Source organism: Streptomyces sp. NBC_00727 (genome assembly GCF_045161745.1).
Lineage (GTDB): Bacteria > Actinomycetota > Actinomycetes > Streptomycetales > Streptomycetaceae > Streptomyces.
The window spans coordinates 4,216,246-4,242,373 of sequence record NZ_CP108981.1 but is presented as its reverse complement, the minus strand read 5'-3'; the positions used below and the strand labels follow the sequence as shown (position 1 = coordinate 4,242,373).

Here is a 26,128-nt window from a genome sequence, read left to right as displayed (position 1 = left end):
ACGGATGCGCTGATATCGATCACGGCTCAGGACCCCGCGTTGACGTTGGCGAAGACGACGGCGGCGACCGCCAGGACCAGGGAACCGGCCAGCAGTGCGCTGAGGTAGGTCTGCACGTTGCCGGTCTGGGCGCGGCGGACGGCCGTGCCGAGCCAGCGTGCGCCGGTGGCGGAGCCGCGTACGTAGGTCTCGACGACCTCGCGGTCCAGGAAGCGGACGAGGCGTGCCGCGGCCTGGACGGGGCGGACGAACAGGGCCGCGTACAGGGCGTCGAGGTGGAAGCCGGTGGCCGCGTGGCGGTGGAGCGGGCCGAGGAGCAGGCGTCCGGGGTCGGCGGGGTCGGGCGCGTCCCCGGCCGGGCCGTAGGCGGCGGTGCGGGCCTCGATGGCCTCGATCTCGACGAGGGCCGGTTCCGCGTCGGGGTGGGCGACGACCGAACCCATGGGGACGCGGGCGGCGAGTGCGGTGGTGTGGCGCCACGCCCCGTAGGTGACCAGGCCGCCGACGAGGCCGACGCCGGTGGACAGGACGGCGGTGGTCAGCGAGGGGACCAGGCGGTGGCCGTCGAACCAGTCGCCGATCACGCCGACGCTCAGCCCGAGGGCGATGGTCGGGACGGCCAGCACCCACAGGACGGCGGTCATGGCGACGGGCTGCTTGCCGTGGTCGGGGGCCTCGGCGCCCCGGCCGCGGAAGGCGAGGAGCCAGAGCCGGGTGGCGTAGGCGGCGGTGAGCACGGCGGCCAGCAGCCCGGCGACGAGGACCGTCCAGCCGGCGGCGGCCGGGGCGACGTGCCGGTGGCCGAGCGCGGTGTGTTCGGCGGCGACGAGGACGGCTTCCTTGGAGAAGAAGCCGGCGAACGGGGGGATGGCGGCCAGCGCGAGCAGCGCGACGGTCATCGTCCAGTAGGCGTCCGGGATGCGCCGGGCGAGGCCGCTCATCCGGGACATGGCGGCCAGGGAGTTGGTGCCGGCGGCGTGGATGACGACGCCGGCCGCGAGGAAGAGGACCGCCTTGAAGGCACCGTGCGAGACGAGGTGGAAGACGGCGGCCCCGCGGTCGCCGACGGCCAGGGCACCGGACATGTAGCCGAGCTGCCCGATGGTCGAGTAGGCGAGGACGCGCTTGATGTCGTCCTGGGCGAGGGCGGCGAGCCCGGATCCGATCATCGTGACTGCGGCCATCACGGCGAGGACGACGAGGGCGGCGCCGGAGGACGCGAAGACGGGGAGGAGCCGGGCCACGAAGTAGATGCCGGCGGCGACCATCGTCGCCGCGTGGATCAGCGCCGAGACGGGGGTGGGGCCGGCCATGGCGTCGGGCAGCCAGGTGTGCAGGGGGAACTGCGCGGACTTGCCCGCGACCCCGGCCAGGAGGAGGAGCGCGATGACGGTGGGGTGATCGAGGCCGCCGTGGGCGACGGCGCCCAGGACGCGGGTGATGCGGAAGGAGCCGGTGTCGGCGGCGAGCGCGAACAGGCCGATGAGGAAGGGGACGTCGCCGAGCTTGGTGACCAGGAACGCCTTCAGGGAAGCGGCGCGCGCCTCGGGCGTCTCCCAGTAGTGGCCGACCAGGAAGTACGAGCAGATGCCCATGACCTCCCAGCCGACCAGGAGCACCATCAGGTCGCCGGAGTAGACGACGAGCAGCATCGCGGAGGTGAAGAGGGAGACGAGCGCCGCGTACGAGGGGTAGCGGGGGTCGTCGCGCAGGTACGCGGTCGAGTAGATCTGCACACAGCTCGCGACCAGGGCGACCAGCACGGCGACCAGGACGGCGAAGCCGTCGAGGTGCAGGGCGAGGTCGATGGGGACGGAGCCGGTGGGGGTGAGCTGGGTCGCCGCGTCGATGGCCCGGCCGCCGCCCTGGCGCGAGGCGACCACGGCCGCGAGGACGAGCGAGGCGAGGGTGGGCAGGACGGCGAGCGGGCGCACGTACTCGGGCGCGGTGCGGCCGATGAGCAGGCCGGCCGCGGCCGCCAGGAACGGGAGGAGGGGGACGAGGACGGCGAGGGTCGTGGTGGTCACGGGGTGGCCTCTGCCTTCTTTGCCTTCCCTGCCGCAGCAGTGGCCTGGTCTTCGGGGCGGCCGTCGGTGTCCGCCGGGTCGTCGTCCTCGTCGTCGCCGGCCGGGACCGTCTCGGCCTCGTCGGTCTCGGCGGTGTCGCGGAGGCGGTCGACGGCGGAGCTGCCGCGGTTGCGGTACACGGCGAGGACGATCGCCAGGCCGATGCCGATCTCCGCCGCCGCGATGGCGATGGTGAACAGGGTGAGGGCCTGGCCGGAGTGCAGGCGGTCGCGGAGCCAGACGTCGAAGGCGACCAGGTTGAGGTTGACGGCGTTGAGCATCAGCTCGACGGACATCAGGACGAGGATCGCGTTGCGGCGGGCGAGGACTCCGTACAGCCCGGTGCAGAAGAGGAGGGCGGCGAGCACGGCGGGATAGGCGAGGTGCATCAGCGCTTGTCCTCTCGGTTGCTCTGGTCCTGTCGGCCGGTGGCCCCGGCGTCGGCCCTGCCGCCCTTGCGGGAGAGGACGATCGCGCCGACCAGGGCGGCGAGCAGCAGGACGGAGAGCGCCTCGAAGGGGAGCACCCAGTTCCGGAAGAGGAAGGAGCCGGTGGCTTCGGTGGAGCCCTGGGCGGGCCCGTCCAGGGCGATCCACGTCGTACGGAAGGCGTCCACGACGACCCAGACCAGGGTGCCGGCGGAGGCGACGGCGACCGCGAGGGCGGCCCACCGGTTCTCCGAGTCGGCGTCCGGGGAGCGGCCGATCGGGGCTCTGGTGAGCATCAGCCCGAACAGGAGGAGGACGACGACGGAACCCACGTAGATCAGTACCTGCACCCAGGCGATGAACTCCGCCGTGAGCAGGAGGTACTCGACGGCGAGGCCGCCGAGCGCCACGATCAGCCAGAGGGCGGCGTGCACCAGCTGCCTGGTCGTGACGGTCACCAGGGCCGCGCCGAGGGTGGCGATGCCGACGAGGACGAAGGCGATCTCGACGCCGGTCGGGGAGAGGAAGCCGGGGGCCGCGGTGGCGCCGGAGGCGCCGAGGGCGGTGATCATGCGTCGCCCTCCCCTGCGTCCGGCTGTGCTGCGTCCGGCTGTGCTGCGTCCGGCTGTGCTGCATCTGCCTCTGCGGCGGCTTCCTGTGCCTGCTGTGCCTCTTGTGCCTGCTGTTCCCGCTGGGCGCGGAGTTTGTCGGCCGTCTTGCGGGCGGCGGCGATCTCCTTCGGCTCCTCGGCGTGCGGGTCGAGCGCGGGCGGCTCGGGGACCGTCCACATCCAGTCGCGCAGCTTGTCGCGCTCATGGGTGAGGTCGAGGATGTCCGTCTCCGCGTACTCGAACTCCGGCGACCAGAACAGCGCGTCGAACGGGCACACCTCGATGCAGATGCCGCAGTACATGCAGAGCGAGAAGTCGATCGCGAAGCGGTCCAGCACGTTGCGGCTGCGTTCGCGGCCGCCCGGGGCCGCCGCGGGCACCGTCTCCTTGTGCGAGTCGATGTAGATGCACCAGTCGGGGCACTCGCGGGCGCAGAGCATGCAGACCGTGCAGTTCTCCTCGAACAGCGCGATGACGCCGCGGGAGCGGGGCGGGAGTTCGGGCTGCACGTCCGGGTACTGGGCGGTGACGGTCTTCTTCGTCATCGTCCGCAGGGTGACGGCGAGGCCCTTGGCCAGACCTGAGCCGGGGATCGGGGGCACTAGTTGATCGCCACCTTCACGATGCCGGTGAGCGCGATCTGCGCGAGAGCGAGCGGGATGAGGGTCGTCCAGGCGAGCTTCTGCAGCTGGTCCTCGCGCAGGCGCGGGTAGGTGACCCGCAGCCAGATCACGACGAACGCGAGGATGCCGGTCTTCAGCAGGGTCCAGACCCAGCCGAGTCCGTCGGCGCCCAGCGGTCCGTGCCAGCCGCCGAGGAACAGCACGGTGGTCAGCCCGCAGAGCACGACGATGCCGGCGTACTCGGCGAGCAGGAACAGCGCGAAGCGGAGGCCGGTGTACTCGGTGTACGCGCCGAAGATGATCTCCGAGTCGGCGACCGGCATGTCGAACGGGGGCCGCTGGAGTTCGGCGAGCCCCGCCACGAAGAAGACCAGTGCGCCGATGATCTGCCAGGGCAGCCACCACCACTCGAACGCGTCGAGGATGCCGGGCAGGGACACCGTGCCGGCCGCCATCGCCACCGAGGCGGCGGCGAGCAGCATCGGCAGCTCGTACGCGAGGAGTTGGGCGGCGGTACGGAGGCCGCCGAGCAGGGAGAACTTGTTCGCCGACGCCCAGCCGGCCATCAGCGAGCCGAGTACGCCGACGCCCATGACGGCGAGCACGAAGAAGATGCCCGCGTCGACGACCTGGCCGACCGCGCCCTCGCCCGGGCCGATCGGGATGGCGACGAGTACGAGCAGATACGGGAGGAGGGCCACGGCCGGCGCGAGGCGGAAGACCTTGCGGTCGGCGCCGGCGGGGACGATGTCCTCCTTCTGCGCGAACTTCACTCCGTCGGCGACGAGCTGGGCCCAGCCGTGGAAGCCGCCCGCGTACATGGGGCCGAGGCGGCCCTGCATGTGGGCCATGACCTTGTGCTCGGTCTGGCCCACGACGAGGGGGAGGACCAGGAAGACGGCGAAGACGATGACGATGCGGAGGGCGACGTCCAGTGCGTCGGTCACTCTTGATCGCCTCCGTTGTCGGGGGTGCCGGTGTCGGGTCGAACCGGGGGCTCCGCCCCCGTGCCCCCGCTCCTCGAACGCCGGAGGGGCTGGTTTTGGCCCGGCTCGTGCCACGGGGCGTCCGGCGTCTCCGGCGTCCCCGTGTCCCGCTGGCTCGCCGAGCCCTGGGATGCGCTGCGGCTGCGGCGCGGGCGGGTCGCCGGGGCCTCCGGCGGGGTTCCGGCGGCCGTCTCGCCCGCCGTGCGGGTACGCCGCGCCGGGCGCGCCGGGGCCGGCGGGAGCTGGCCCTTCAGGGGGCCCCACTCGTTCGGGTCCGGGACGCCGGGCGGGAGCATGGTGCGGCGCTTCGGGCCGCCGTGTTCGGACTCGCCCGGTTCCTTCGCGCCCGGCCAGGCCTTCGCCACGCGGGCGGCCAGGACGAAGTCCTTGCGCAGGGGGTGGCCCTCGAAGCCCTCGGGGAGGAGCAGGGGGACCAGGTGCGGGTGGTCCTCGAAGTCGACGCCGAACATCTCGTGCGTCTCGCGTTCGTGCCAGGCGGCGCCCGCGTACACACCGACAGCCGTCGGCAGGACCGGGGCCTCGTGCGGCACCGTCGTACGGACCAGCAGCCGGCGGACACCGGCCCCGGCGGACGGCAGCGCCGCCACATGGGCGCAGACCCGGAAGCCCGTGCCCGGCTCGTCCACCGCGCTCAGCCAGTCGAAGTACGTGCAGCCGAGGGCGTCGCGGGCCGTTTCCAGGGCGGTGATCCACGCGGCGGGCGGGACGTCGACCGTGAGGAGGTCGTACGCCTGCTCGGCGGTGGCGTCCTCGCCGAAGATCTCGGTGACGGCGTCCGGGAGCCGGTCGAAGGGGGCGGTCACTTGCCCTCCCCCGCGTCCGGAGGCGGGGTCACCAGGCCGCTGCGCAGGGCCGCTGTGGAGGGGCGGCCGCCCGCGGCCTCGGCGTAACGCTCGCCCAGCGACTCGCGCGCGATCTTCTCCTGGAGCTTCAGGATGCCCTGGAGCAGCGCCTCCGGGCGGGGCGGGCAGCCCGGGACGTAGACGTCGACCGGGATGATCTGGTCGACGCCCTTGGTGACGGAGTACGAGTCCCAGTACGGGCCGCCGCAGTTGGAGCAGGCGCCGAAGGAGATGACGTACTTGGGTTCGGGCATCTGCTCGTACAGGCGCTTGACCGCCGGGGCCATCTTGTCCGTCACCGTGCCGGAGACGATCATGAGGTCGGCCTGGCGCGGGCCCGGCGCGAAGGGGATGACGCCGAGCCGGATGAAGTCGTGGCGTGCCATGGAGGCGGCGATGAATTCGATGGCGCAGCAGGCGAGTCCGAAGTTGAAGACCCAGAGGCTGTAGCGGCGGCCCCAGTTGAGGACCACCTTCATCGGTTCCGGCGCGAGCCGGGACAGGACGCCCAGGCGCTTCGGTTCCGGGAGGAACGTGGGTACGGCGGCGGGTTCGTCCCCCGCCCCTGCGGACGACGGGCTCGTCACGTCCATTCGAGGACGCCCTTCTTCCATGCGTAGAGCAGTCCCACGGCCAGGAAACCGAGGAAGATGAACATTTCCACCAGCGTGGTCGCGCCGTAGCCCGGAGCAGCGAAGACCGTCGCCCAGGGGAACAGGAAGATCGAGTCCACGGCGAAGATCACGTACAGGAACGCGTAGACGTAGTAACGGACCTGGGTGTGGGCCCAGCCCTCGCCGACGGGGTCCACGCCGCACTCGTAGGTGAGGAGCTTCTCCGGCGTCGGGACGACGGGGCGCAGCAGCCGGCCGGCGCCGAAGGCGACCGCGACGAACAGGACGCCGACCAGGGCGAGCAGTCCGACCACCGAGTAGCTGTGGAAGTAGTCCGAGGACGCGAGCACCGCCCGCGTGGGCGCCACACCCGGTAGGTCCGCCACGTCCGCCCCTCGCTCCCTCGACCCCGTTCGACGATCTGTACGCACGGGAGTCTAGGCCCTGTAAAGGGCGGGTAAGCAGTTGCGTCGGGCAACGGACGGGGAACGGGTGAGGCACGGGTGGGGATATCCCTACTTCACCTCACCCACGAGCCCCATGGCATCCGCATGCCGCGCCCGGCAGGCTGGTCGTATGACCATGAGCCCCCAGGTGCCCTCCGACGACGGGCCCCCTCCCGTCCGCTTCGCCTTCGGCCGGTGGACGTGGAAGGAGGTCGCGCACCTCCTCGCCAATCTGCCGATGGCGATCGTCGGGTTTGTTTACACAGTGTTGATGATCGCGATCGGTGTGGGCCTCGCGGTCACGGTCGTCGGGCTGCCGCTGCTCGCCGCCGGGCTGCAGGGGTCGCGGCTGATCGGGCGGGCCGAGCGGGCCCGGGCCCGGAAGCTGCTCGGGGTCCGGGTCGACGAGCCCAGCCCGCTCGCCCTGGGCCGCCGGGAGAACGGGTTCTTCGCCTGGCTGTGGAGCGGTCTGCGCGACCCGGTCGCCTGGCGGACGGTGCTGTACTCGTTCGTACGGCTGCCGTGGGGCATCCTCACCTTCGCGGTGACGCTCGTCTGCCTCGTCGTGTGGCCGGCGCTCCCCTATACGGCCCGGCTCCTGGCCAACGCGGACCGGGCCATGGTGCGCGGGCTGCTCTCCCCCTCCGACGACCTCGAACGCCGCATCGCCGAGCTCGAGTCGGACCGGGGCGTGGTCGTCGACACGGCCGCGGCCGACCTGCGCCGCATCGAGCGCGATCTGCACGACGGGGCGCAGGCCAGGCTCGTCGCCCTCGCCATGGGGCTCGGCCTGGCCAAGGAGAAGCTGACCGACGATCCGGAGGCCGCCGCGCGCATGGTGGACGAGGCGCACGGCGAGGTGAAGGTCGCCCTCCAGGAACTGCGCGACCTGGCCCGGGGCATCCACCCGGCCGTCCTCACCGACCGCGGCCTGGACGCCGCGCTGTCCGCCATCGCCTCCCGCTGCACGGTGCCCGTCACCGTACGGGTGGATCTTCCGGGGCGACCCGCGCAGGCCATCGAGGGCATCGCGTACTTCACGGTCTCGGAGCTCCTCCAGAACGTCAGCAAGCACAGCGGGGCCCGTACGGCGTCCGTCGACGTGTGGCGTTCCGGCGACCGGCTGCTGATCCAGGTCGGCGACGACGGCCGGGGCGGGGCCTCGATGGATGGCGGTACGGGAATGGCGGGGCTCGCGGAGCGGCTGGACGCCGTCGACGGGGTCTTCGTACTCGACTCCCCCGCCGGCGGCCCGACGACCGTCACGGCGGAACTGCCGTGGCGCGACCGGGAGACGGAGAAGAGCGCGGCCCGCACGCACACCGCGTGACGGGGTGGGGAAAACCCCCGGTCCGAGACGGAGACCGTCCTCATGGTGCGGCGGCGCGCCGCCCCGCACCCTTGAAGTACAGAACGCACGCATGAAGTACAGAACGCACGCACGTTCACGGACCACGAAGCAGAAACGGACGGAACCCATGGCCACGGCATACGGACCGGACACACGGGACCCCCAGCGGTCGGGCAGCGGCCTCGCGGAGCGGCCGTCGAAGCGGCACGTCCTGCCGGCCGCGCTGCGGGCGCCCGTGGCGGGCAGGACCTGGCGCGAGTTCTGCTACCTGCTGCTCAGCCTGCCGATCAGCATCGTGCTGTTCACCTTCGCGATCACGATGATCTCGCTGGGCGCGGGGCTCCTCGTCACCTTCATCGGCATCCCGGTGCTGGCCGCCGGGCTGGTCATGTGCCGGGGCTTCGGAATGCTGGAGCGGACCCGGGCGCGGGCGCTGCTCGGGGTGGACGTGGCCGACCCGGCGCCGGTGCGCGGGCGGAAGGGCGGGCTGATGTCCTGGATCGGCGCGGTCCTCAAGAGCGGGGTGTCCTGGCGCCACCTGCTGTACGCGCTGATGCACTTCCCGTGGGCGGTCTTCGCGTTCTGCCTCTCGCTGACGCTCCAGGCGTGGGGCTGGGCGGCGCTCACCTACCCGCTGTGGCACTGGGCGGTCCCCTCGCACGCCGGCGTCACGGGCATCCAGCTGTACGGAGACAGCCAGCACGAGGTGTACCTCGACTCGGCCGCCGACCTGGCGCTGACCGCCGGCCTGGGCCTGGGCATCGTCCTCCTCTCCCCCTGGGTGATCCGGGGCCTGGCGACCGTGGACCGGCTGATGGTGACGGGGCTGCTCGGCCCGTCCCGGCTGGCGGAGCGCGTGACGGAGCTGGAGTCCGACCGGGGTGTCGTCGTGGACACGGCCGCGGCCGACCTGCGCCGCATCGAGCGCGATCTGCACGACGGGGCGCAGGCCAGGCTCGTCGCCCTCGCCATGGACCTGGGCCTCGCGAAGGAGAAGCTGACCGCCGACCCGGAGGCCGCCGCGCGCATGGTGGACGAGGCGCACGGCGAGGTGAAGGTCGCCCTCCAGGAGCTGCGCGACCTGGCCCGGGGCATCCACCCGGCCGTCCTCACCGACCGCGGCCTGGACGCCGCGCTGTCCGCCATCGCCTCCCGCTGCACGGTCCCCGTGACCGTCGAGGTGGATCTGGCCTCGCGGCCGGCGCAGGCCATCGAGGGCATCGCGTACTTCACGGTCTCCGAGCTCCTCCAGAACGTCAGCAAGCACTCCGGCGCCACCCGCGCCTCGGTCGACGTGTGGCGCACGGAGGACCGGCTGCTGCTCCAGGTGACCGACGACGGGCGCGGCGGCGCCGACCCGACGGCCGGCAGCGGGCTCGCCGGGCTGACCGAGCGGCTGGACGCGGTGGACGGGGTCCTGGTCGTCGATTCGCCGGCGGGCGGTCCGACGAAGGTCACCGCCGAGCTGCCCTGGCGCGGCTGACCGACGACTTCACGGCACGGCACCACTGAGCTCAACCCCGCGAACGTTCGCGACGTCCCTGCCGTTACTGGGATGCTGGACGGCGTACAAGTCCGGTCGGCAAGCGAGCAGCGGGGGAAACAGCGTCGTGGTGGAGGACAGGGTGCGTGTGGTGATCGCCGAGGATTCGGTACTGCTGCGGGAGGGACTGACCCGGCTGCTGACCGATCTCGGGCACGACGTCGTCGCGGGGGTCGGGGACGCGGAGGCGCTGATCAAGACGATCGGGGACCTCGCCGGGCAGGACGCGCTGCCGGACGTGGTGGTCGCGGACGTGCGGATGCCCCCGACCCACACCGACGAGGGCGTCCGGGCGGCGGTGCGGCTGCGCCGGGACTACCCGGGGATCGGGGTGCTGGTCCTGTCGCAGTACGTGGAGGAGCAGTACGCCACCGAGCTGCTGGCCGGGTCGAGCCGGGGCGTCGGGTATCTGCTGAAGGACCGGGTCGCAGAGGTCCGGGAGTTCGTGGACGCGGTGGTCCGGGTGGCGCAGGGCGGTACGGCGCTGGACCCCGAGGTGGTGGCGCAGCTGCTGGGCCGCAGCCGCAAGCAGGACGTGCTGGCCGGGCTGACGCCGCGTGAGCGCGAGGTGCTGGGCCTGATGGCCGAGGGGCGTACGAACTCCGCGGTGGCCAAGCAGCTGGTGGTGAGCGACGGGGCGGTGGAGAAGCACGTCAGCAACATCTTCCAGAAGCTGGGCCTGGCCCCGAGCGTGGGCGACCACCGCCGGGTGCTGGCGGTGCTGACGTATCTGAACTCCTGAGGCCTCTCCGGCCGCCTGACGGGCTGCCGGGACCGACGCGGGCGGGTGTGTCTCCAGCGAGGGTCCGACGGGGAACCAGGCGGCTGGTGAATCATGACGGAACAGCGCCGGGAAACGTCTCAGCATCCAGAATCACAGCGTCTCAAAACGCCGTCCACCATGTGATCGGCCCCAGGAAGGCGACCCTCACAGACGTAGGGTGGGCGGGGAACCTCCGGCGGGCCGGACGGTTCCGAGCCGCCGTCCGAGGGAGGTCCAGTAAGTGGCCAGCCAGGTCAGTAGCACAGCCGAACAGGCCGACGAAGCCGGTGAGACGCTCGTGGGGGGACAGCGCGCCCCCCGGACCGCCGGCACCGGCGGAAAAGAGATCCGCCGTCTGGACCGGGTGATCATCCGCTTCGCGGGTGACTCGGGTGACGGCATGCAGCTCACGGGTGACCGGTTCACCTCGGAGACGGCGTCCTTCGGGAACGACCTGTCCACGCTGCCCAACTTCCCCGCCGAGATCCGCGCCCCCGCAGGCACCCTGCCGGGGGTCTCGTCGTTCCAGCTGCACTTCGCCGACCACGACATCCTGACCCCGGGCGACGCGCCGAACGTGCTGGTCGCGATGAACCCGGCGGCCCTGAGGGCGAACATCGCCGATGTGCCGCGCGGGGCAGAAATCATCGTGAACACCGATGAGTTCACGAAGCGGCCGATGGCGAAGGTGGGGTACGAGACCAACCCGCTGGAGGACGGCTCGCTGGAGGCGTACAACATCCATCCGGTGCCGCTGACCACGCTGACGATCGAGGCGCTGAAGGAGTTCGGGCTCTCCCGCAAGGAGGCCGAGCGCTCGAAGAACATGTTCGCGCTCGGGCTGCTGTCCTGGATGTACCACCGGCCGACCGAGGGCACCGAGGCGTTCCTGCGGGCGAAGTTCGCCAAGAAGCCGCAGATCGCCGAGGCGAACGTGACGGCCTTCCGGGCCGGGTGGAACTTCGGCGAGACGACGGAGGACTTCGCCGTCAGCTACGAGGTCGCGCCGGCCTCGCAGGCCTTCCCCACCGGCACGTACCGCAACATCTCGGGGAACCTCGCCCTGTCCTACGGCCTGATCGCGGCCGGCCGCCAGGCGGACCTGCCGGTCTACCTCGGCTCGTACCCGATCACCCCGGCCTCCGACATCCTGCACGAGCTGAGCAAGCACAAGAACTTCGGCGTGCGCACCTTCCAGGCCGAGGACGAGATCGCGGGCATCGGGGCCGCGCTGGGCGCCGCGTTCGGCGGGGCGCTGGCCGTGACGACGACGTCCGGGCCCGGTGTGGCCCTGAAGTCGGAGACCATCGGGCTCGCCGTCTCGCTCGAACTGCCGCTGCTCATCATCGACATCCAGCGCGGCGGCCCGTCCACCGGGCTGCCCACCAAGACCGAGCAGGCCGACCTGCTCCAGGCGATGTACGGGCGCAACGGCGAGGCCCCGGTGCCGATCGTGGCCCCGCGCACCCCGGCCGACTGCTTCGACGCGGCGCTGGACGCGGCCCGGATCGCCCTGACCTACCGCACCCCGGTCTTCCTGCTCTCCGACGGCTACCTGGCCAACGGCTCCGAGCCCTGGCGCATCCCGGAGCTCGACCAGCTCCCGGACCTGCGCGTCCAGTTCGCGGGCGGCCCGAACCACGAACTGGCCGACGGCACCGAGGTGTTCTGGCCGTACAAGCGCGACCCGCAGACGCTGGCCCGCCCGTGGGCGGTCCCGGGCACGCCCGGTCTCGAACACCGCATCGGCGGCATCGAGAAGCAGGACGGCACCGGCAACATCTCGTACGACCCCGCCAACCACGACTTCATGGTCCGCACCCGCCAGGCCAAGGTGGACGGCATCGAGGTCCCGGACGTGGAGGTCGACGACCCGGCGGACGCGAAGACGCTGGTCCTGGGCTGGGGCTCCACGTACGGCCCGATCACCGCCGCCGTGCGCCGGCTGCGCGCCTCGGGGCGCTCCATCGCCCAGGCCCATCTGCGCCACATCAACCCGTTCCCGCGGAATCTGGGCGAGGTCCTGAAGCGTTACGACAAGGTGGTCGTCCCCGAGATGAACCTGGGGCAGCTGGCCACGCTCATCCGCGCCAAGTACCTGGTGGACGCGCACAGTTACAACCAGGTCAACGGCATGCCGTTCAAGGCCGAGCAGCTCGCGGCAGCTCTTGAGGAGGCCATCGATGCCTGAGACGAACGAACTGCTCCAGCTGGTGCCCAAGGCCGAGGCGAAGCAGTCCATGAAGGACTTCAAGTCCGACCAGGAAGTGCGCTGGTGCCCCGGCTGCGGTGACTACGCGGTCCTCGCCGCCGTGCAGGGCTTCATGCCCGACCTCGGTCTGGCGAAGGAGAACATCGTCTTCGTCTCCGGCATCGGCTGCTCGTCGCGTTTCCCGTACTACATGAACACGTACGGGATGCACTCGATCCACGGCCGCGCCCCGTCCATCGCGACCGGCCTCGCCACCTCGCGGCGCGACCTGTCGGTCTGGGTCGTCACGGGTGACGGCGACGCGCTGTCCATCGGCGGCAACCACCTGATCCACGCGCTGCGCCGCAACGTGAACCTGAAGATCCTGCTGTTCAACAACCGGATCTACGGGCTGACCAAGGGCCAGTACTCCCCCACCTCCGAGCTGGGCAAGATCACCAAGTCGACGCCGATGGGCTCGCTGGACGCCCCGTTCAACCCGGTGTCGCTGGCGATCGGCGCGGAGGCGTCGTTCGTCGCCCGTACCGTCGACTCCGACCGCAAGCACCTCACCAGCGTGCTGCGGGCCGCCGCCGACCACCCGGGCACGGCGCTGGTGGAGATCTACCAGAACTGCAACATCTTCAACGACGGCGCGTTCGAGGTCCTGAAGGACAAGGACCAGGCGCAGGAGGCGGTGATCCGCCTGGAGCACGGGCAGCCCATCGTCTTCGGTGCGGAGGGCGCGAAGGGTGTCGTACGGGACTCGTTGACCGGGGACCTGCAGGTGGTCGCGGTCACCGAGGACAACAAGTCGCAGATCCTCGTCCACGACGCGCACGCGCCCAGCCCGACGACGGCGTTCGCGCTGTCGCGGCTCGCCGACGCGGACACCCTGCACCACACCCCGATCGGGGTGCTGCGCAGCGTGGAGCGGCCGGTGTACGACACGAAGATGGCGGAGCAGCTGGACCTGGCCGTGGAGCGCAACGGCAAGGGCGACCTGGCCGCGCTGCTCGCCGGGAACGACAACTGGACGGTGGTCGGCTGACGCCGGCCCCCCGATACGCGCGAGCGCGTCGGACCTGCCCCTCGCGGGCGGGACCGGCGCGCTCTCGCATGTCCGCGACCAGGGACGCTTTCTTTTAGTTAGCGCATTCCGTAAGGTGGTGTGAGAGCGAAGCGAACAAAGAGGAGAAACCCCATGAGCATCGTCGTCACCGGAGCCACCGGAGCACTCGGCCGCCTCGTCGTCGAGCACCTGCTGACCACCGTCCCCGCAGGCGAGGTCGCCGCCGTGGTCCGCGACAAGGAGAAGGCCGCCGATCTCGGCGCCCGGGGCGTCGAGCTGCGCATCGCCGACTACGACCGCCCCGAGACCCTGGCCGGGGCGTTCCGCTCCGGCGACCGGGTGCTGCTGATCTCGGGCAACGCGGTCGGCAGCCGGGTCGCCCAGCACACCGCGGTCATCGACGCGGCGAAGGCGGCGGGCGTCGCCCAGCTCGCGTACACCGGGATACTCGGCGGGCCCGACGCGGACTTCACGCTGGCCGACGAGCACCGGGCGACCGAGCAGCTGATCCTGGACTCCGGCCTGCCGTACACCTTCCTGCGCAACGGCTGGTACACGGAGAACCTCACCGAGAACCTGGCGCCCGTCCTCGCGCACGGCGCGGTCGTCGCCAACGCGGGCGAGGGCCGGATAGCCTCCGCCACCCGCGACGACTACGCGGCCGCGGCCGCCGCCGCCCTGACCGGCGAGGGCCACCTGAACCGCGCGTACGAGCTGAGCGGCGACACCGCCTGGTCCTACGCCGAGTACGCGGCCGAGGTCGCGAAGGCCTCCGGCAAGGAGATCGCCCACCAGGACGTCCCGGCCGCCGTCCACCAGGAGATCCTGACGGGCGCCGGCGTGCCGGAGTTCTTCGCGGCGATCCTGGTCGACGTGGACGAGGCGGTCCGGCGCGGGCGCCTGGCCGGGACCAGCGGCGACCTGTCCCGCCTGACCGGCCGCCCGACGACCCCGCTGGCCGACACCGTCGCCGCCGCGGTCGCCGCGCTCTGACCCGCACCCTGTCCGGTGTCATGACCGTCTGACGATACGGGTATGACACCGGGCCCCGGCGGCGCTACCTTCGTCTGGTTGACGGTCGTACGACAGACACCACCGGGAGGGCCCGTGCAGGGGACGAATGACCAGCGGGCCGGACTCCTCTCCGGGCTGGGCGCGTACGGCATGTGGGGCATCGTCCCGCTCTACTGGCCACTGCTGAAGCCGGCCGGGGCGGTCGAGATCCTGGCCCACCGCATGGTGTGGTCGCTCGGCGTGGTGGCGGTCCTGCTGCTCGTCCTGCGCCGCTGGTCCTGGATCGGCCCACTGCTGCGGCAGCCGCGCAAGCTGGGCCTGCTCGCCGTCGCCGCGACGACGATCACCGTCAACTGGGGCCTGTACATCTGGGCCGTGAACAGCGGCCATGTGGTCGAGGCGTCCCTCGGCTACTTCATCAATCCGCTGGTCACCATCGCCATGGGCGTCCTGCTCCTGGGCGAACGGCTGCGCCCGGCGCAGTGGGCCGCGGTCGCCACCGGCGTCGTGGCGGTGATCGTGCTGGCCGTCGGTTACGGGAAGCCGCCGTGGATCTCGCTGATCCTGGCGTTCTCCTTCGCGACGTACGGCCTGGTCAAGAAGAAGGTCGACATGGGCGGCCTGGAATCGCTCACCGTCGAGACCGCGGTCCTCTTCCTGCCCGCGCTCGGCTATCTGGTGTGGCTGGGCGCGCAGGGCACCTCGACCCTGACCTCCGAGGGCGCCGGGCACACGGCGCTCCTCGCGTCGACCGGTGTCGTCACGGCGGTGCCGCTGATCCTGTTCGGGGCCGCCGCGATCCGCATTCCGCTGTCGACGATCGGGCTGCTCCAGTACATGACCCCGGTCGCGCAGTTCCTGCTGGGCGTCGCCTACTTCCACGAGGAGATGCCGCCGGAGCGGTGGGCCGGATTCGGCCTGGTGTGGGCGGCGCTGATCGTGCTCACCTGGGACGCGCTGCGGACCGCGCGCCGCTCGAGGGCGCAGGCGCAGGCGGCCCGGCTTGCCGCGACGGCGACGGCCGCCCCTGCGGGGCCGAACCGAACCGAGACCCCCTCTAGCGCAACCTAGTTGCTTTTTTAACTCGGTTACGTTTTCCTGGAGGTCCACCGCACCGGACCGGCCCCAGGAGCACCCATGCACGCCTCCCCGCCCGCGCTTCCCGTCCTCGTCGTGGGCTCGGGCCCGACCGGGCTGACCCTGGCCATCGACCTCGCCCGCCGGGGCGTCGGCGTCCGGATCATCGACAAGAGCCCCGAGTTCCCGCGTACCTCCCGCGCCAAGGGCCCCAACCCGCGCTCGCTCGAAGTCCTGGAGGACCTCGGGGTCGTCGACGCGGTCCTGGCCGCCGGGGCCGCGCCGCTGCCGATGCGCAAGTACCGGGGCGGGGTCGCCATCGCCGACGCCGAGCCGTTCGCGGACCAGCGGCCGACGCCGGACGCCCCGTACGACCGGCCGCGCATGATGGCCCAGTGGCGCCTGGAGGAGGTGCTGCGGGCGCGGCTCGCGGAGTACGGCGTACGGGTCGAGCTCGGCGCCGAACTCGTGGGCCTGGCCGAGGGCGAGGAGTCCGTGACCGCCACGCTCGCCGACGGCGGCCGGATCGAGACCTCGTACGTGGCCGGCTGCGACGGCGGCCACAGCGCGGTCCGCAAGCTGCTCGGCATCCCGTTCGAGGGCAGGACCGACGAGACCCAGCTGATGGTGTGCGGGGACGTCGAGGTGGACGGCCTAGACCGGGGCTTCTGGCACCAGTGGTTCGACGAGGACGGCGCCGTGATGCTCTGCCCGATCCCGGGAACCCGGTCGGGCTGGTGGTTCCAGGCGGGCCCCGAGCGGGACGAGTCGGGCGCCCCGCTCGCACCGTCGCTGGCCGGGTTCCGCCGCCTCTTCGCCAAGCACACCGGTCTGCCCGCCGACCGCCTCACCGAGGCGACGCTGCTCTCCACATACCGCGTCAACGAACGCGTGGCCGCGCGCTACCGGGTGGGCCGGCTCCTCCTCGCCGGGGACGCGGCCCACGTGCACTCCATCGCGGGCGGCCTCGGCATGAACACCGGCATCCAGGACGCGTACAACCTGGGCTGGAAGCTCGCCCGGGTCGCCTCCGGGCTCGCCGGACCCGCCCTGCTCGACACGTACGAGGAGGAGCGGCTGCCGGTCGCCGCGCAGGTCCTGGACATCAGCGCGGAACGGCTGCGGGCCACGCTGGAGGCGATCAAGAAGCCCGGCGGCGGCCTCGACTCGGCGGTCGGCCCCGGCACGAACGGCCTCGGCGGCGGCTACCGCTGGAGCTCGCTGGCCGCCTCTCCGCGCGCCACGCCCCTTCTGCGCGCGGGCGACCGCGCCCCGGACGCGCCCTGCCTGGACGCGGCGACCGGCGAGCCGCGCCGCCTCTTCGAGGCCTTCGCGGGACCGCACTTCACGCTCCTGGGCTTCGGTACGGGGACGGGCGGGGCCCTGCGCGAGGCGGCGGTCCACGGCGACGATGTGCGGGCGTACGGGATCGACGTGGACGGCCCGTCCGGCCGCCTCACCGACCACGAGGGGCACGCGCACGCGGCGTACGGCATCGGACCGGACGACGAACTGCTGGTACTCGTACGGCCGGACAGTCACGTGGGGCTGATCGCCGCTGCGGACGACGCGAAGACGATCACCGAGTACCTGAGCGGAATCCCCTATTCCGGGACAGAATGCCGCTCATGACTCTTGAGTGGAAAGTCGTCATCGACGCCGCCGACCCGCACGCGCAGGCCGGCTTCTGGTCCCAGGCCCTCGGTTACGAGATCGAGGACAACAGCCCCCTGGTGGAACACCTCCTGGGCCTCGGAGCCGTACCGGAGGCGGTCACGACGACGGCCCACGGCCGCCGCGCCTGGCTCGACCTGGCGGCGGTACGGCACCCCGACGACCCGTACGACGAGCAGAGCGGCGCCGGACACGGCCGCCGCCTCCTCTTCCAGCGCGTCCCCGAGCCCAAGACGGTCAAGAACCGCCTCCACCTCGACCTCCACGCGGGCCCTGACCGCCGCGAGGCCGAGGTGGCCCGGCTGGACGGCCTGGGCGCGAAGGTCGAACGCGAGGTGGCGGAGCAGGGCGGCACGTGGACGATCCTCACGGACCCGGAGGGCAATGAGTTCTGCGTGTCGTAGGGCTTGATACGGCCACAACTCCCCTTTCAAGCCATTACAGGGGAAGGGTCGGACCTGAGAGGGAATGCCTGCTTAGATTCTGGCGCCCGATCAAGTGCCGCACACTTGTACGTCCGTTGTGGACCGGGTGCTGTCCCATTCGATTCGAAGGGAACCACTGTGAGAACTGCCCGAGCACTCGCCGCGTTACTGGCGGCGATCCTCACCTCCGCCCTGATGCTGACGGGAACGGCCGCCGCGACGCCGGCCCCGGACCCGGCTCCCGCCGGCGTCGCGGCGGACGGAAAGTACTTCCAGGGGCAGGACTGGGGCTTCTCCCCGGCCATGGCAGAAGCCAACGCGACAGGCCGCGCACTGAACATCGCGAAGCAGGCGCGCTATCAGGGATGCGTGCCGACGGGACCGGCGCAGTTCCAGTTCAACGGCGACATGTACCTGGCGACCGTGGTCCTGTTCTGCACGCCCATGCCGCCGATCACCGGCGGCCCGATCGTCGGCGTCCACTCCGGCAAGTGCGTGGACGTCAAGGGCGCCAGCAAGGCGGACGGCGCGCCGATCCAGCTCTACACCTGCAACGGCAGCGAAGCCCAGGCGTGGACGATCCACTCGGACGGCACGATCCGGGCCATGGGCCGGTGCCTCGACGTGCAGTACGCGAAGACCGAGGACGGCTCACTCCTGGGCCTCAACACCTGTCACGGCGCGGCCAACCAGCGCTGGGAGAAGCTTCCGAACGGGCTGCTGCGCAGCGTCCACTCCGGCAAGTGCCTGGACGCGCTCGGCTGGGCCACGGGCGACCGCGCCCGGCTCGGCATCTGGACCTGCGCCCCCAGCCACACCAACCAGCAGTGGACCGGCGCGGGGATGAACACCTGAGCCATGGATGAGGCCGGGCGCGCGGAGCGAAGCCCCCGCGCGCCGGCGGTCGTGACCGGACACCGCGTGCCGCCCTAGCGGAGCGCGGCCGCGACCCGGGAACGCAGAACCTCGTCTGCGATCGTGTCCACGCTGCGCCACGCGTACCCGCTCACCTCTTCCTCCTGCAGCTTCACGGCCTGGTCGCCGCTCGTGCGGAAGAGGTAGCGGAAGTCCGCGTGCCAGTGAGCGCCCTCACCCTTGCTGTCGTTGGCAGGGATGGGATGTACGTCGACGCGTACAGGGGTCGCCCGCACGGGCGAGACGCTGAGCGTGATCCCCGTCTCCTCGATCAGCTCGCGCAGAGCCGCGCCCAACAGGGTCACATCCTCCGGCTCCAGGTGGCCGCCGGGCGTGAGCCACTTGTCGAGTGCGACGTGGTGGATGAACAGCGCCTCACCGTGGTCGTTGACGAGCACCGCACCGGCGGTCACATGACCTGGGAACTCCTTCCGGCTCGTCACGTCGGCACCCTGGTCCAGCAGGTCACCGAGCGGTGCGAGCGTGCGTTTGTCCTCGGGGTGCGCGTCGGCGTACTCGGCGACGGCCGTACGGATGTGGTCTGCCGCAATGGGCATGCGATCACCTGTTGTGGTAATGGAGCCAGGCGGCCGCGATGGCCTCCCGGTCGGGGGTGGGTACCTCATGCATAGCGCTGTCCAGATCACCGCGGGCGAGTTTGGCGGCGCCTGCCAGAAGTTCACCCCGAACGAGCGCGATGAACGGTCCGACGCTCGCTAGGAGCGCTTGTCGTGGTCCGCGGCGACGTGGCGTCCGCGCAGCACGCGGCAGTCCGTCTCCCGGCTCCCGTCCCGTTCGTTCCGGGCGACGGCCTCTTCGAGGTCGAACTCCTGGCACGTGCGGCACGGTTCGGGTTCCTCCGGGGCGCTCATGCGACCTCGCCCCGGCTGCGGGCGTTCTCCCGCGCGGTCCTCGCCGCGAGGCGCTCTGCGGGCGTCGCCTCCCGCGTGTGCTCGGGGCGGACCCTCCACTCCGTGCCGCCCTTCGGCGACCGAAGCGTCCAGTAGGGGCCGGCGACTCCTCGGAACTCCCCGACCAGCGGCTGATCCCAGCGCCCGACGTCCACGACGATCGTTCCGACAGCGGGAGTTTCTTCCTGTTCCGGCATAGCCGTACCTCTCCGTAGTCATTCCACCACCAAGCGGGTTCAGCGTGGCCTAGAGTGCAAGGGTCTTCAACTTGCACGATTCGTACGGAGAGTTGGGCGGTGGGCTGTGAACCGCAAGGAGCTGAACCCCGAGAATTCCCCAGTCGCAGCCTTTGGCGAGCGTCTTCGCAGGTTACGAGACGAGCGCGGCTGGACCCAGGATGAGCTGGGGGCGATCATGGGGTACTCGGGAACGCACATTTCAGCCGCCGAAACTGGTCGTCGACCCCCAACTCCCCGTTTCGCGAACAGAGCTGACAGGGCCTTCGGTACCGGAGACCTGTTCGAGCGCCAGGCGCGAGCGGCACGGGATACAGCCCTCCTGGAGGGCTTCCCGGAGTACGTGCGGCACGAGGCCCAAGCCGCCGAGATCCGCCTCTACGAGGTGGGCGTCATGCCAGGTCTGCTCCAGACCCCGGAGTACGCGAGGGCTCTGGCGGAGAGCGCCGTGAAACGAGGGGCGATCACGCCCGACCAGGCGCTCCAGCGGGTGGAGCTCGTCGCCGAGAGGCAGGCTTCACTCCTGCGGCCGGACCCACCGCTGGTGCTGGTCGTCCTGGACGAGAGCTGCCTCCGCCGCCCCATCGGTGAACCCGACGCCATGAAGGCACAGCTGGACCGGCTCATCGAATTCGCCGAACTACCCAACACGGTGCTCCAGGTCGCCCCGTTCACCATGGGCGTCCGTCGGCCGTTCAACCTTCCGCTCTACATACTGACGATGCCCGATCGCTCGCTCATGTCCTACGCAGAGTCGGCGCAACAGGGCCACCTCGAACGGGAAAGCACGTTCGTGCTGCCTCTACTGACGGCCTACCATCAGCTACAGGCCGAGGCGCTCTCTCAGCCGGCGTCCGTGGCCATGATCGAGCAGTTACGAAAGGGCACTCCGTGACGACCGAATCCCCCCGCTGGTACACGTCCTCCTACAGCGACAACGGCGGCGCCTGCGTCCAGGTCGCCACCAACCTCGCTGCCCCCACCGGCGTGGTCCCCGTCCGCGACTCCAAGGTCCCGGACGGCCCCGCCCTCCCCCTCCGCGCCGGCGCGTTCAGCGCCTTTGTCGCGGGCGTCAAGGGCAACGGGCTCGGCCCGGCCTAGTCGCCCCCGGCCCAGGCCCCGGGGCGGACTTCGTGCGGTCGCTCGGGGCCGACGAAGTCGGTGACGTACACCGACGAGAGCTGGGGCGAGCCCCGCGACATCGTGCTGGACGCGGTCGGCGGCGCCCTCCTCCCACGAGCCGTCCACGCACTCGCCCCCGGCGGCCGGCTGGTCGCGTACAGCTCGGGCGGCGGCACGATCGAGGCGTACGACCTCCTCGTGGGCGGCAAGTCGGCCATCGGCGTCGTCCTCACGGTCCCGTAAGCGTGCCCCTCTACCGGACTCCCCCGCCCCGCCACAACTCCGGCCGGGCTCCGGAAACCAGCGCCTACGCTTGCTGCCATGCCCATCCCACCCGCATATGCCCTTGTCGCCACGGACCTGGACGGCACCCTGCTGCGCGGCGACGACACCGTCAGCCCCCGGACCCGTGCCGCGCTCGCCCTGGCCCGCGCGGCCGGGGCCCGGCACCTCGTCGTCACCGGGCGGCCGGTGCCCGGCGTGCGGGGGCTGCTGGACGGGCTCGGGTACGAGGGGCTCGCCGTCTGCGGGCAGGGGACGCAGGTGTACGACGCCGGGGCACGGCGTACCGTCCGGGCCGTCACGCTGGACCGGGAGGCGGCCGACGCGGCGCTCGGGAAGATCGAGGCGCAGGTGGGGCAGGTCTTCGCGGCCGTCGACCAGGACGGGGCCGAGGGGCGGACGCTCATCGAGCCCGGGTACCGGCTGCCGCACGCCACGCTGCCGGCGCAGCGGACCCGGCACCGGGACGAGCTGTGGGCCGAGCCCGTGATCAAGGTGCTCATCCGGCACCCCGAGCTGAGCGACGAGGCGCTGACCGCCGAGGCCCGGGCGGTCGTCGGGGACCTCGCCACGGTGACGCACTCCGGTCCCGGGACCGTCGAGCTCCAGCCGTACGGCATCGACAAGGGTGCCGGGATCGCGCTCGCCGCCGAGGAGCTGGGCGTGGACCCGGGCACGGCGATCGCCTTCGGGGACATGCCCAACGACCTGCCGATGTTCCGCAGCTGCGGCTACGGCGTCGCCATGGGCAACGCCCACCCTGAGCTGCGCGCGGCGGCCGACGAGGTGACGCTGTCCAACGAGGAGGACGGGATAGCGGTCGTGCTCGAGCGCCTCTTCGGCTGAGACGCCGGTCAGCCCGCCGCCACCGCCCCCAGGGACCGCAGTACGTGATCCACCAGCTTCCCCACGTCCTCCGCGTCCTGCATCGGCTTGCGCAGCACGTGGCGGTAGTACAGCGGGCCGTACAGCATCTCCACCGCCAGGTCGAGGTCCGCGTCCGGCGGGATCTGGCCCTGCTCCTGCGCGCTGCGCAAGCGGCCGACCGCCTCGTTGAAGCGGGGTTCGATCAGCTGCGTGCGAACCGTTTCGGCCAGTTGGTCGTCGTGGTGGAGTTCCGAGAGGATTCCCGCGTAGGCCGGGCCGTAGGGGGGAACGGCGAGGACGTTCACCGCACCCGTGAGGTGGGTACGCATGTCCCTCGCGATGTCGCCGGTGTCCACGAACGGGGTCGCGGAGACCAGCATCTCCGTGAACGCCTCCAGCAGGACCGCGCTCTTCGAGGGCCACCAGCGGTAGATCGTCTTCTTGCTGACGCCCGCCCGCGCCGCGATCGCCTCGATCGTGACCCGGCCGTATCCCCTCTCCGTACAGAGATCCAGGGCGGCGTCCAGGGTCGCCCTGCGTGAGCTCTCGCTCCGGCGCAGCGAACTCGGCGATGTGTTCATTCGGTGAGCATAGGTGTGTTCGAGCCAAACCTTATTGACAGCGCGTCGCTACAAGTCGAACAATGCTCTGGCGGAAACGGAACGTACCGTGTCGGCTCGTTCCTTCTGTTTTTCGCACCGTTCGTGCCGTTCGTGCCGCGACGAGCCGATCGGGGGACGGCTCGCCGGCCGACGGTACGGGTGCCGCCTCCGTTTCAGGCCGCGATGTCCTTCGTCGTGAACCGGGCCCAGGCCGCCGAGCCGAACACCGCCGCGTACAACGCCTGAAGCTCCAGGTTCTTCAGCACCTCGTCCCAGTAGACGGGTTCGCGCAGCAGGTCCGAGAAGGACAGCCAGTAGTGCGGGAAGAGGTAGGGGTGGACCGCGCTCAGCTGGGGAATCGTGTCCACGATCTGCACGGTGATCAGCAGGCCGACCGTCGCCGCCATGGCCGCGATACCGCTGTTGGTGAGCGTCGAGACGAACAGGCCGAGCGCCGCGAAGCCGGTCAGGGACGCGGCCACGAACACCGCGACCAGCCCCGCCCGTACCAGGCCCTCGCCGAAGCCGATCGTCGTCCCCGAGATCGTCGTGACGTCGCCCACCGGGAACAGCAGCGCGCCCACGGCCAGCGCCGAGGCGGCCACGACGAGCGTGGCGACCAGGCAGAAGAAGAGCGTGGCGGCGTACTTGGCGAGCAGCAGCCGCGTCCGGCCGGCCGGGGCGACCAGGAGGTAGCGCAGGGTGCCCGCGTTGGCCTCGCCGGCGATCGCGTCGCCCGCGATGACGCCGACGGCCATGGGGAGGAAGACGGGGAGCGTCGCGGCGAGCGCGGCGAAGACCAGGAAGAGGCCGTTGTTCGTCACCTGGGAGAGGAACGCCGGGCCGCCCTCCCCGCCACCGGCCCCCGCCGACGAGCCGTCGGCCGTCTCGATGCGGACCGCGATCCCGATGAGCACGGGGACGGCGGCCAGGACGCCGAGCAGCGCGAGGGTGCGCCAGCGGCGCAGGGTGGTGGCGAACTCGGAGCGGAGGATGCCGAACGTCCAGAGGGGGTTGCGCCCGGCGGACGCGGTCTCGGCCACCGGCTCGGCCACGGCGTCAGCTTGCGACATCGAATCCCTCTCCCGTCAGAGCCACGAACGCGTCCTCCAGCGATGCCCGTTCCACGCCGAACGCGCGCACCCGTACGCCATCCCGCACCAAGGCCGCGTTGAGATCGGCCAGTTCCACCGTGCCCGGCGGGGCGTCGGCCCTGACCCGGTCGCCGTCCACGGTGATGCCCGTGACGCCGTGCTCCTTCAGCACGCGCGCCGCGTCCGCCGGGTCCGGCGTGGTGACGGCCAGGCGGCCGCCCGTGGCCAGGCCCGCGACCGGGCCCTGGGTGAGGAGGCGGCCCCGGGCCATCACCGCCGCGTGGGTGCAGACCTGCTCGATCTCGTCCAGGAGGTGGGAGGAGAGGAAGACCGTGGTGCCGTCCGCCGCCAGTTCGCGGACCAGGGCGCGGATCTCGCGCATGCCCTGCGGGTCCAGGCCGTTGGTCGGCTCGTCCAGGACGAGCAGCCGGCGCGGCCGGAGCAGGGCGGCGGCGAGGCCGAGGCGCTGTTTCATGCCCAGCGAGTACGCGCGCGCCTTCTTGCCGGCCGCCGGGGCGAGCCCGACCCGTTCCAGGGCCTCGCCGACCCGGGCGGTGCGGGTGCGCGGGTCGGCGGTGGGGTCGGCCCTGTCGTAGCGCAGGAGGTTGTCCCGGCCGCTCAGGAAGCCGTACAGCGCCGGGCCCTCGATCAGCGCGCCGACCTCCGGGAGCACCGTGCGCGAGGCGTCGGGCATGGGGCGGCCGAGGACGCTCGCGGTGCCGGAGGTCGGGGCGATGAGGCCCATGAGCATCCGGATGGTGGTGGTCTTGCCCGAGCCGTTGGGCCCGAGGAAGCCGAAGACGCTGCCGCCGGGGACGCTGAGGTCGAGGCCGTCCACGGCGAGCTGCCCGCCCCGGTAGCGCTTGGTCAGCCCGCGCGTCTCGATGACGGGTGCGGTGCCAAAACCTCTCATCGTGTGCTCCCCACTATCGCGCCCGCCCCGCCGCGCTGTCGCACGACGGGGCGGGTGATGGACCGGGCGTCAGCCCGCGTTCGCGGCGGCGACCAGCGCGTCCTTGGTGACCGCGCCCACGTAGATCCGGCCGTCGTCCGTCATCAGCGCGTTGATCAGGCGCGTCTTGAAGACCGTGCCCGAGCCGAACGTGCCGCTGACCTTGTCGCCGAGCGCGTCCAGGAACTGCTGGGCCTCGGCCGGGACGCCCTTCGACGCCTCGGAGGGCAGCGCCGCGCCGCCGGGGGTCTTGAACTCGGCGATGCTGTTCCAGCCCTTGCCGATGACCTTCGGAGCGCCGGCGCCCTCCGCGTCCTTGAACACTCCCAGGTCGCCCGGCGCCTTCTCGTGGCCCTTCGCGTCGTCCGCCTCGGTGATCTTCGCGCCCTTCGGCGGGGCGAAGGTGAAGGAGGACGCGGCGGGCTTCCCGAAGTCGACCGACGTGAAACCGGCGTCGACGACCGCCTTGCCGCCGCTGCTGGGCCGGAGCGTGAACTTGAGCGGCACGCCGTTCTCCGCGTCCACCGCGACGGTGATCGAACCGACCGTGGAGCCCTTCTGCTCGGGCTTCAGGACGAGGCGGTACGCGTCGCGCCCGGCGACCCGGGCGGTGCCGTCCACCGTGACGGACGTGGTGCCGTCGGCGGCCTTCAGCGCCTGCTCGGCCAGGGCCTTCGGGGTGGTGGGGACGCCCTCGGGGGCGGCCTGGTCCTTGCCGTGGGGCGCCTTGCCCTCGCCCTTGCCGTCCGCGTGGTAGACCGCGTTGGACGCGCTGTCGTACGCCCAGACCTGGTCGCCGTTGTGGATCAGGCTGTACTCGGACGTGTCGTCCAGGACCGACAGGCGCTGCTTGTCGGGGCCGTCGGCGGCCACCCGCAGGGTGTGCGTACCGGAGGCGAGCTCGGTGAGCTTGGCCTGCGGGTCGGCGCTCGACGCGTCCTTGCTGCCGTCGCCGCCCCGGGCCGCGCCGGACAGGAAGGAGCCGGCGAGGCCGCCCATGGACGGGATGCCGAGGTCCGTGCTGATCTTCACCGTGCCGGAGAGCTGCTCGGTGTCCGACGCGGCGATCTTCTCGATGAGTTCCTGGGCGGTGATCTTCGGCAGATCGGGGTCGCCCGAGCTGGCGAGCGCCGGGACCAGGCCGATCGTCGCCGCCGCCACCCCCGCCACCGCTACGGGGACGATGTAGCGCGCCGCCTTGCGGCGGCCGGGCCGGGCGGCCGTGCCGGTGGTCTCCGCGCTGTCGTTCGGTGCCATGTGTGCCCTACCTCCGTGGTCGGCGGCTTCCGTCGGGATGCACTCGCCCACTCCAGTGCCGCCATTCTCACCCGTTTTGGTCAGGAGTGGTTGTTCTCCATCTGACCAAATCGGGCGGCCCGAAGCGTCAGCCCCCGGGAGCA

General features: G+C 71.6%; 28 protein-coding genes and 1 pseudogene. 14 read left to right on the top strand and 15 right to left on the bottom strand.

Annotated elements, in window-relative coordinates; genetic code table 11:
* Positions 1 to 26: 26 nt before the first annotated feature.
* Genes OG242_RS19155 through OG242_RS19120 form a run of 8 tightly spaced genes read right to left on the bottom strand, consistent with a single transcriptional unit; the run spans position 27 to position 6,577 of the window.
* Entirely contained in the window at positions 27 to 2,027 is a 2,001-nt protein-coding gene (locus OG242_RS19155; RefSeq protein WP_405899336.1) for an NADH-quinone oxidoreductase subunit L, read from the bottom strand.
* Positions 2,024 to 2,455, bottom strand: a complete 432-nt coding sequence (gene nuoK / locus OG242_RS19150; protein WP_405899335.1) for an NADH-quinone oxidoreductase subunit NuoK — start codon at positions 2,453 to 2,455, stop codon at positions 2,024 to 2,026. Before nuoK ends, OG242_RS19155 begins: the two co-directional genes overlap by 4 nt.
* Entirely contained in the window at positions 2,455 to 3,066 is a 612-nt protein-coding gene (locus tag OG242_RS19145; protein WP_405899334.1) for an NADH-quinone oxidoreductase subunit J, read from the bottom strand. Before OG242_RS19145 ends, nuoK begins: the two co-directional genes overlap by 1 nt.
* Positions 3,063 to 3,707 carry a NuoI/complex I 23 kDa subunit family protein gene (locus tag OG242_RS19140; protein WP_405899333.1) on the bottom strand — a complete coding sequence of 215 codons (645 nt, stop codon included), beginning with the start codon at positions 3,705 to 3,707 and terminating at the stop codon, positions 3,063 to 3,065. The genes OG242_RS19145 and OG242_RS19140 overlap by 4 nt, the downstream gene beginning before the upstream one ends.
* Positions 3,707 to 4,675: an NADH-quinone oxidoreductase subunit H gene (locus tag OG242_RS19135; RefSeq protein WP_405899332.1), complete on the bottom strand. Its 969-nt coding sequence runs from the start codon at positions 4,673 to 4,675 to the stop codon at positions 3,707 to 3,709. The genes OG242_RS19140 and OG242_RS19135 overlap by 1 nt, the downstream gene beginning before the upstream one ends.
* Entirely contained in the window at positions 4,672 to 5,538 is an 867-nt protein-coding gene (locus OG242_RS19130; RefSeq protein WP_405899331.1) for an NADH-quinone oxidoreductase subunit C, read from the bottom strand. Before OG242_RS19130 ends, OG242_RS19135 begins: the two co-directional genes overlap by 4 nt.
* Positions 5,535 to 6,170 carry an NADH-quinone oxidoreductase subunit B gene (locus tag OG242_RS19125; protein ID WP_405899330.1) on the bottom strand — a complete coding sequence of 212 codons (636 nt, stop codon included), beginning with the start codon at positions 6,168 to 6,170 and terminating at the stop codon, positions 5,535 to 5,537. The genes OG242_RS19130 and OG242_RS19125 overlap by 4 nt, the downstream gene beginning before the upstream one ends.
* Positions 6,161 to 6,577: an NADH-quinone oxidoreductase subunit A gene (locus OG242_RS19120; RefSeq protein WP_026242586.1), complete on the bottom strand. Its 417-nt coding sequence runs from the start codon at positions 6,575 to 6,577 to the stop codon at positions 6,161 to 6,163. Before OG242_RS19120 ends, OG242_RS19125 begins: the two co-directional genes overlap by 10 nt.
* A 190-nt stretch (positions 6,578 to 6,767) precedes the next feature.
* Here OG242_RS19120 and OG242_RS19115 point away from each other — a divergent pair, with 190 nt between their 5' ends.
* The 10 genes from OG242_RS19115 to OG242_RS19070 all read left to right on the top strand — a co-directional run bounded on the left by OG242_RS19115 (position 6,768) and on the right by OG242_RS19070 (position 18,602).
* On the top strand, positions 6,768 to 7,967 hold the full coding sequence (locus tag OG242_RS19115; RefSeq protein ID WP_405899329.1) for a sensor histidine kinase: 1,200 nt from the start codon (positions 6,768 to 6,770) through the stop codon (positions 7,965 to 7,967).
* Positions 7,968 to 8,115: 148 nt separating this feature from the next.
* A complete protein-coding gene (locus OG242_RS19110; protein WP_405899328.1) occupies positions 8,116 to 9,471 on the top strand; it encodes a sensor histidine kinase in 1,356 nt (451 codons plus the stop codon).
* Positions 9,472 to 9,613: 142 nt separating this feature from the next.
* The gene (locus tag OG242_RS19105; RefSeq protein ID WP_405901658.1) at positions 9,614 to 10,273 is read left to right on the top strand and encodes a LuxR C-terminal-related transcriptional regulator; all 660 of its coding nucleotides are present in this window, start codon (positions 9,614 to 9,616) and stop codon (positions 10,271 to 10,273) included.
* 262 nt (positions 10,274 to 10,535) lie between these two features.
* Positions 10,536 to 12,485, top strand: a complete 1,950-nt coding sequence (locus OG242_RS19100) for a 2-oxoacid:acceptor oxidoreductase subunit alpha (protein WP_405899327.1) — start codon at positions 10,536 to 10,538, stop codon at positions 12,483 to 12,485.
* Positions 12,478 to 13,536, top strand: coding sequence for a 2-oxoacid:ferredoxin oxidoreductase subunit beta (locus OG242_RS19095; RefSeq protein ID WP_405899326.1), 1,059 nt, complete (start codon positions 12,478 to 12,480; stop codon positions 13,534 to 13,536). The genes OG242_RS19100 and OG242_RS19095 overlap by 8 nt, the downstream gene beginning before the upstream one ends.
* 153 nt (positions 13,537 to 13,689) lie before the next feature.
* Positions 13,690 to 14,550, top strand: a complete 861-nt coding sequence (locus tag OG242_RS19090) for an SDR family oxidoreductase (RefSeq protein ID WP_405899325.1) — start codon at positions 13,690 to 13,692, stop codon at positions 14,548 to 14,550.
* 114 nt (positions 14,551 to 14,664) lie between these two features.
* Entirely contained in the window at positions 14,665 to 15,642 is a 978-nt protein-coding gene (gene rarD, locus OG242_RS19085) for an EamA family transporter RarD (protein ID WP_405899324.1), read from the top strand.
* Positions 15,643 to 15,708: 66 nt separating this feature from the next.
* A complete protein-coding gene (locus OG242_RS19080) occupies positions 15,709 to 17,280 on the top strand; it encodes an FAD-dependent monooxygenase (RefSeq protein WP_405899323.1) in 1,572 nt (523 codons plus the stop codon).
* Positions 17,268 to 17,726 carry a VOC family protein gene (locus OG242_RS19075; RefSeq protein ID WP_405899322.1) on the top strand — a complete coding sequence of 153 codons (459 nt, stop codon included), beginning with the start codon at positions 17,268 to 17,270 and terminating at the stop codon, positions 17,724 to 17,726. Before OG242_RS19080 ends, OG242_RS19075 begins: the two co-directional genes overlap by 13 nt.
* A 159-nt stretch (positions 17,727 to 17,885) precedes the next feature.
* On the top strand, positions 17,886 to 18,602 hold the full coding sequence (locus OG242_RS19070) for an RICIN domain-containing protein (protein ID WP_405899321.1): 717 nt from the start codon (positions 17,886 to 17,888) through the stop codon (positions 18,600 to 18,602).
* A 74-nt stretch (positions 18,603 to 18,676) separates the two neighbouring features.
* Here the strand turns inward: OG242_RS19070 and OG242_RS19065 are convergent, their stop codons facing one another.
* From OG242_RS19065 to OG242_RS19055, 3 genes are all read right to left on the bottom strand, one after another.
* Positions 18,677 to 19,219, bottom strand: a complete 543-nt coding sequence (locus tag OG242_RS19065) for an NUDIX hydrolase (protein WP_405899320.1) — start codon at positions 19,217 to 19,219, stop codon at positions 18,677 to 18,679.
* 159 nt (positions 19,220 to 19,378) lie between these two features.
* Entirely contained in the window at positions 19,379 to 19,534 is a 156-nt protein-coding gene (locus OG242_RS19060; RefSeq protein WP_405899319.1) for a hypothetical protein, read from the bottom strand.
* Positions 19,531 to 19,770 (bottom strand): hypothetical protein, encoded by a 240-nt coding sequence (locus tag OG242_RS19055; RefSeq protein WP_405899318.1) that lies wholly within the window; start codon positions 19,768 to 19,770, stop codon positions 19,531 to 19,533. The genes OG242_RS19060 and OG242_RS19055 overlap by 4 nt, the downstream gene beginning before the upstream one ends.
* A 106-nt stretch (positions 19,771 to 19,876) precedes the next feature.
* On the opposite strand from OG242_RS19055, the gene OG242_RS19050 reads away from it, so the two are divergent.
* The 4 genes and pseudogenes from OG242_RS19050 to OG242_RS19035 all read left to right on the top strand — a co-directional run bounded on the left by OG242_RS19050 (position 19,877) and on the right by OG242_RS19035 (position 22,059).
* Complete coding sequence (locus OG242_RS19050) at positions 19,877 to 20,704, top strand: helix-turn-helix transcriptional regulator (RefSeq protein WP_405899317.1); 828 nt, start codon at positions 19,877 to 19,879, stop codon at positions 20,702 to 20,704.
* Positions 20,701 to 20,910 (top strand): DUF397 domain-containing protein, encoded by a 210-nt coding sequence (locus OG242_RS19045; RefSeq protein ID WP_405899316.1) that lies wholly within the window; start codon positions 20,701 to 20,703, stop codon positions 20,908 to 20,910. Before OG242_RS19050 ends, OG242_RS19045 begins: the two co-directional genes overlap by 4 nt.
* A 23-nt stretch (positions 20,911 to 20,933) precedes the next feature.
* Positions 20,934 to 21,153: pseudogene (locus OG242_RS19040) on the top strand (zinc-binding dehydrogenase); the annotation flags it as partial.
* A gap of 99 nt (positions 21,154 to 21,252) precedes the next feature.
* Positions 21,253 to 22,059, top strand: a complete 807-nt coding sequence (locus OG242_RS19035) for an HAD family hydrolase (RefSeq protein ID WP_405899315.1) — start codon at positions 21,253 to 21,255, stop codon at positions 22,057 to 22,059.
* Positions 22,060 to 22,067: 8 nt separating this feature from the next.
* Here OG242_RS19035 and OG242_RS19030 read toward each other — a convergent pair whose 3' ends face one another.
* From OG242_RS19030 to OG242_RS19015, 4 genes are all read right to left on the bottom strand, one after another.
* Positions 22,068 to 22,661, bottom strand: coding sequence for a TetR/AcrR family transcriptional regulator (locus OG242_RS19030; RefSeq protein WP_405899314.1), 594 nt, complete (start codon positions 22,659 to 22,661; stop codon positions 22,068 to 22,070).
* Positions 22,662 to 22,855: 194 nt separating this feature from the next.
* Positions 22,856 to 23,755, bottom strand: coding sequence for an ABC transporter permease (locus tag OG242_RS19025; protein WP_405899313.1), 900 nt, complete (start codon positions 23,753 to 23,755; stop codon positions 22,856 to 22,858).
* Positions 23,742 to 24,689, bottom strand: coding sequence for an ABC transporter ATP-binding protein (locus OG242_RS19020; protein WP_405899312.1), 948 nt, complete (start codon positions 24,687 to 24,689; stop codon positions 23,742 to 23,744). Before OG242_RS19020 ends, OG242_RS19025 begins: the two co-directional genes overlap by 14 nt.
* A 69-nt stretch (positions 24,690 to 24,758) precedes the next feature.
* On the bottom strand, positions 24,759 to 25,985 hold the full coding sequence (locus OG242_RS19015) for a LolA family protein (protein ID WP_405899311.1): 1,227 nt from the start codon (positions 25,983 to 25,985) through the stop codon (positions 24,759 to 24,761).
* Between the last annotated feature and the right edge of the window lie 143 nt (positions 25,986 to 26,128).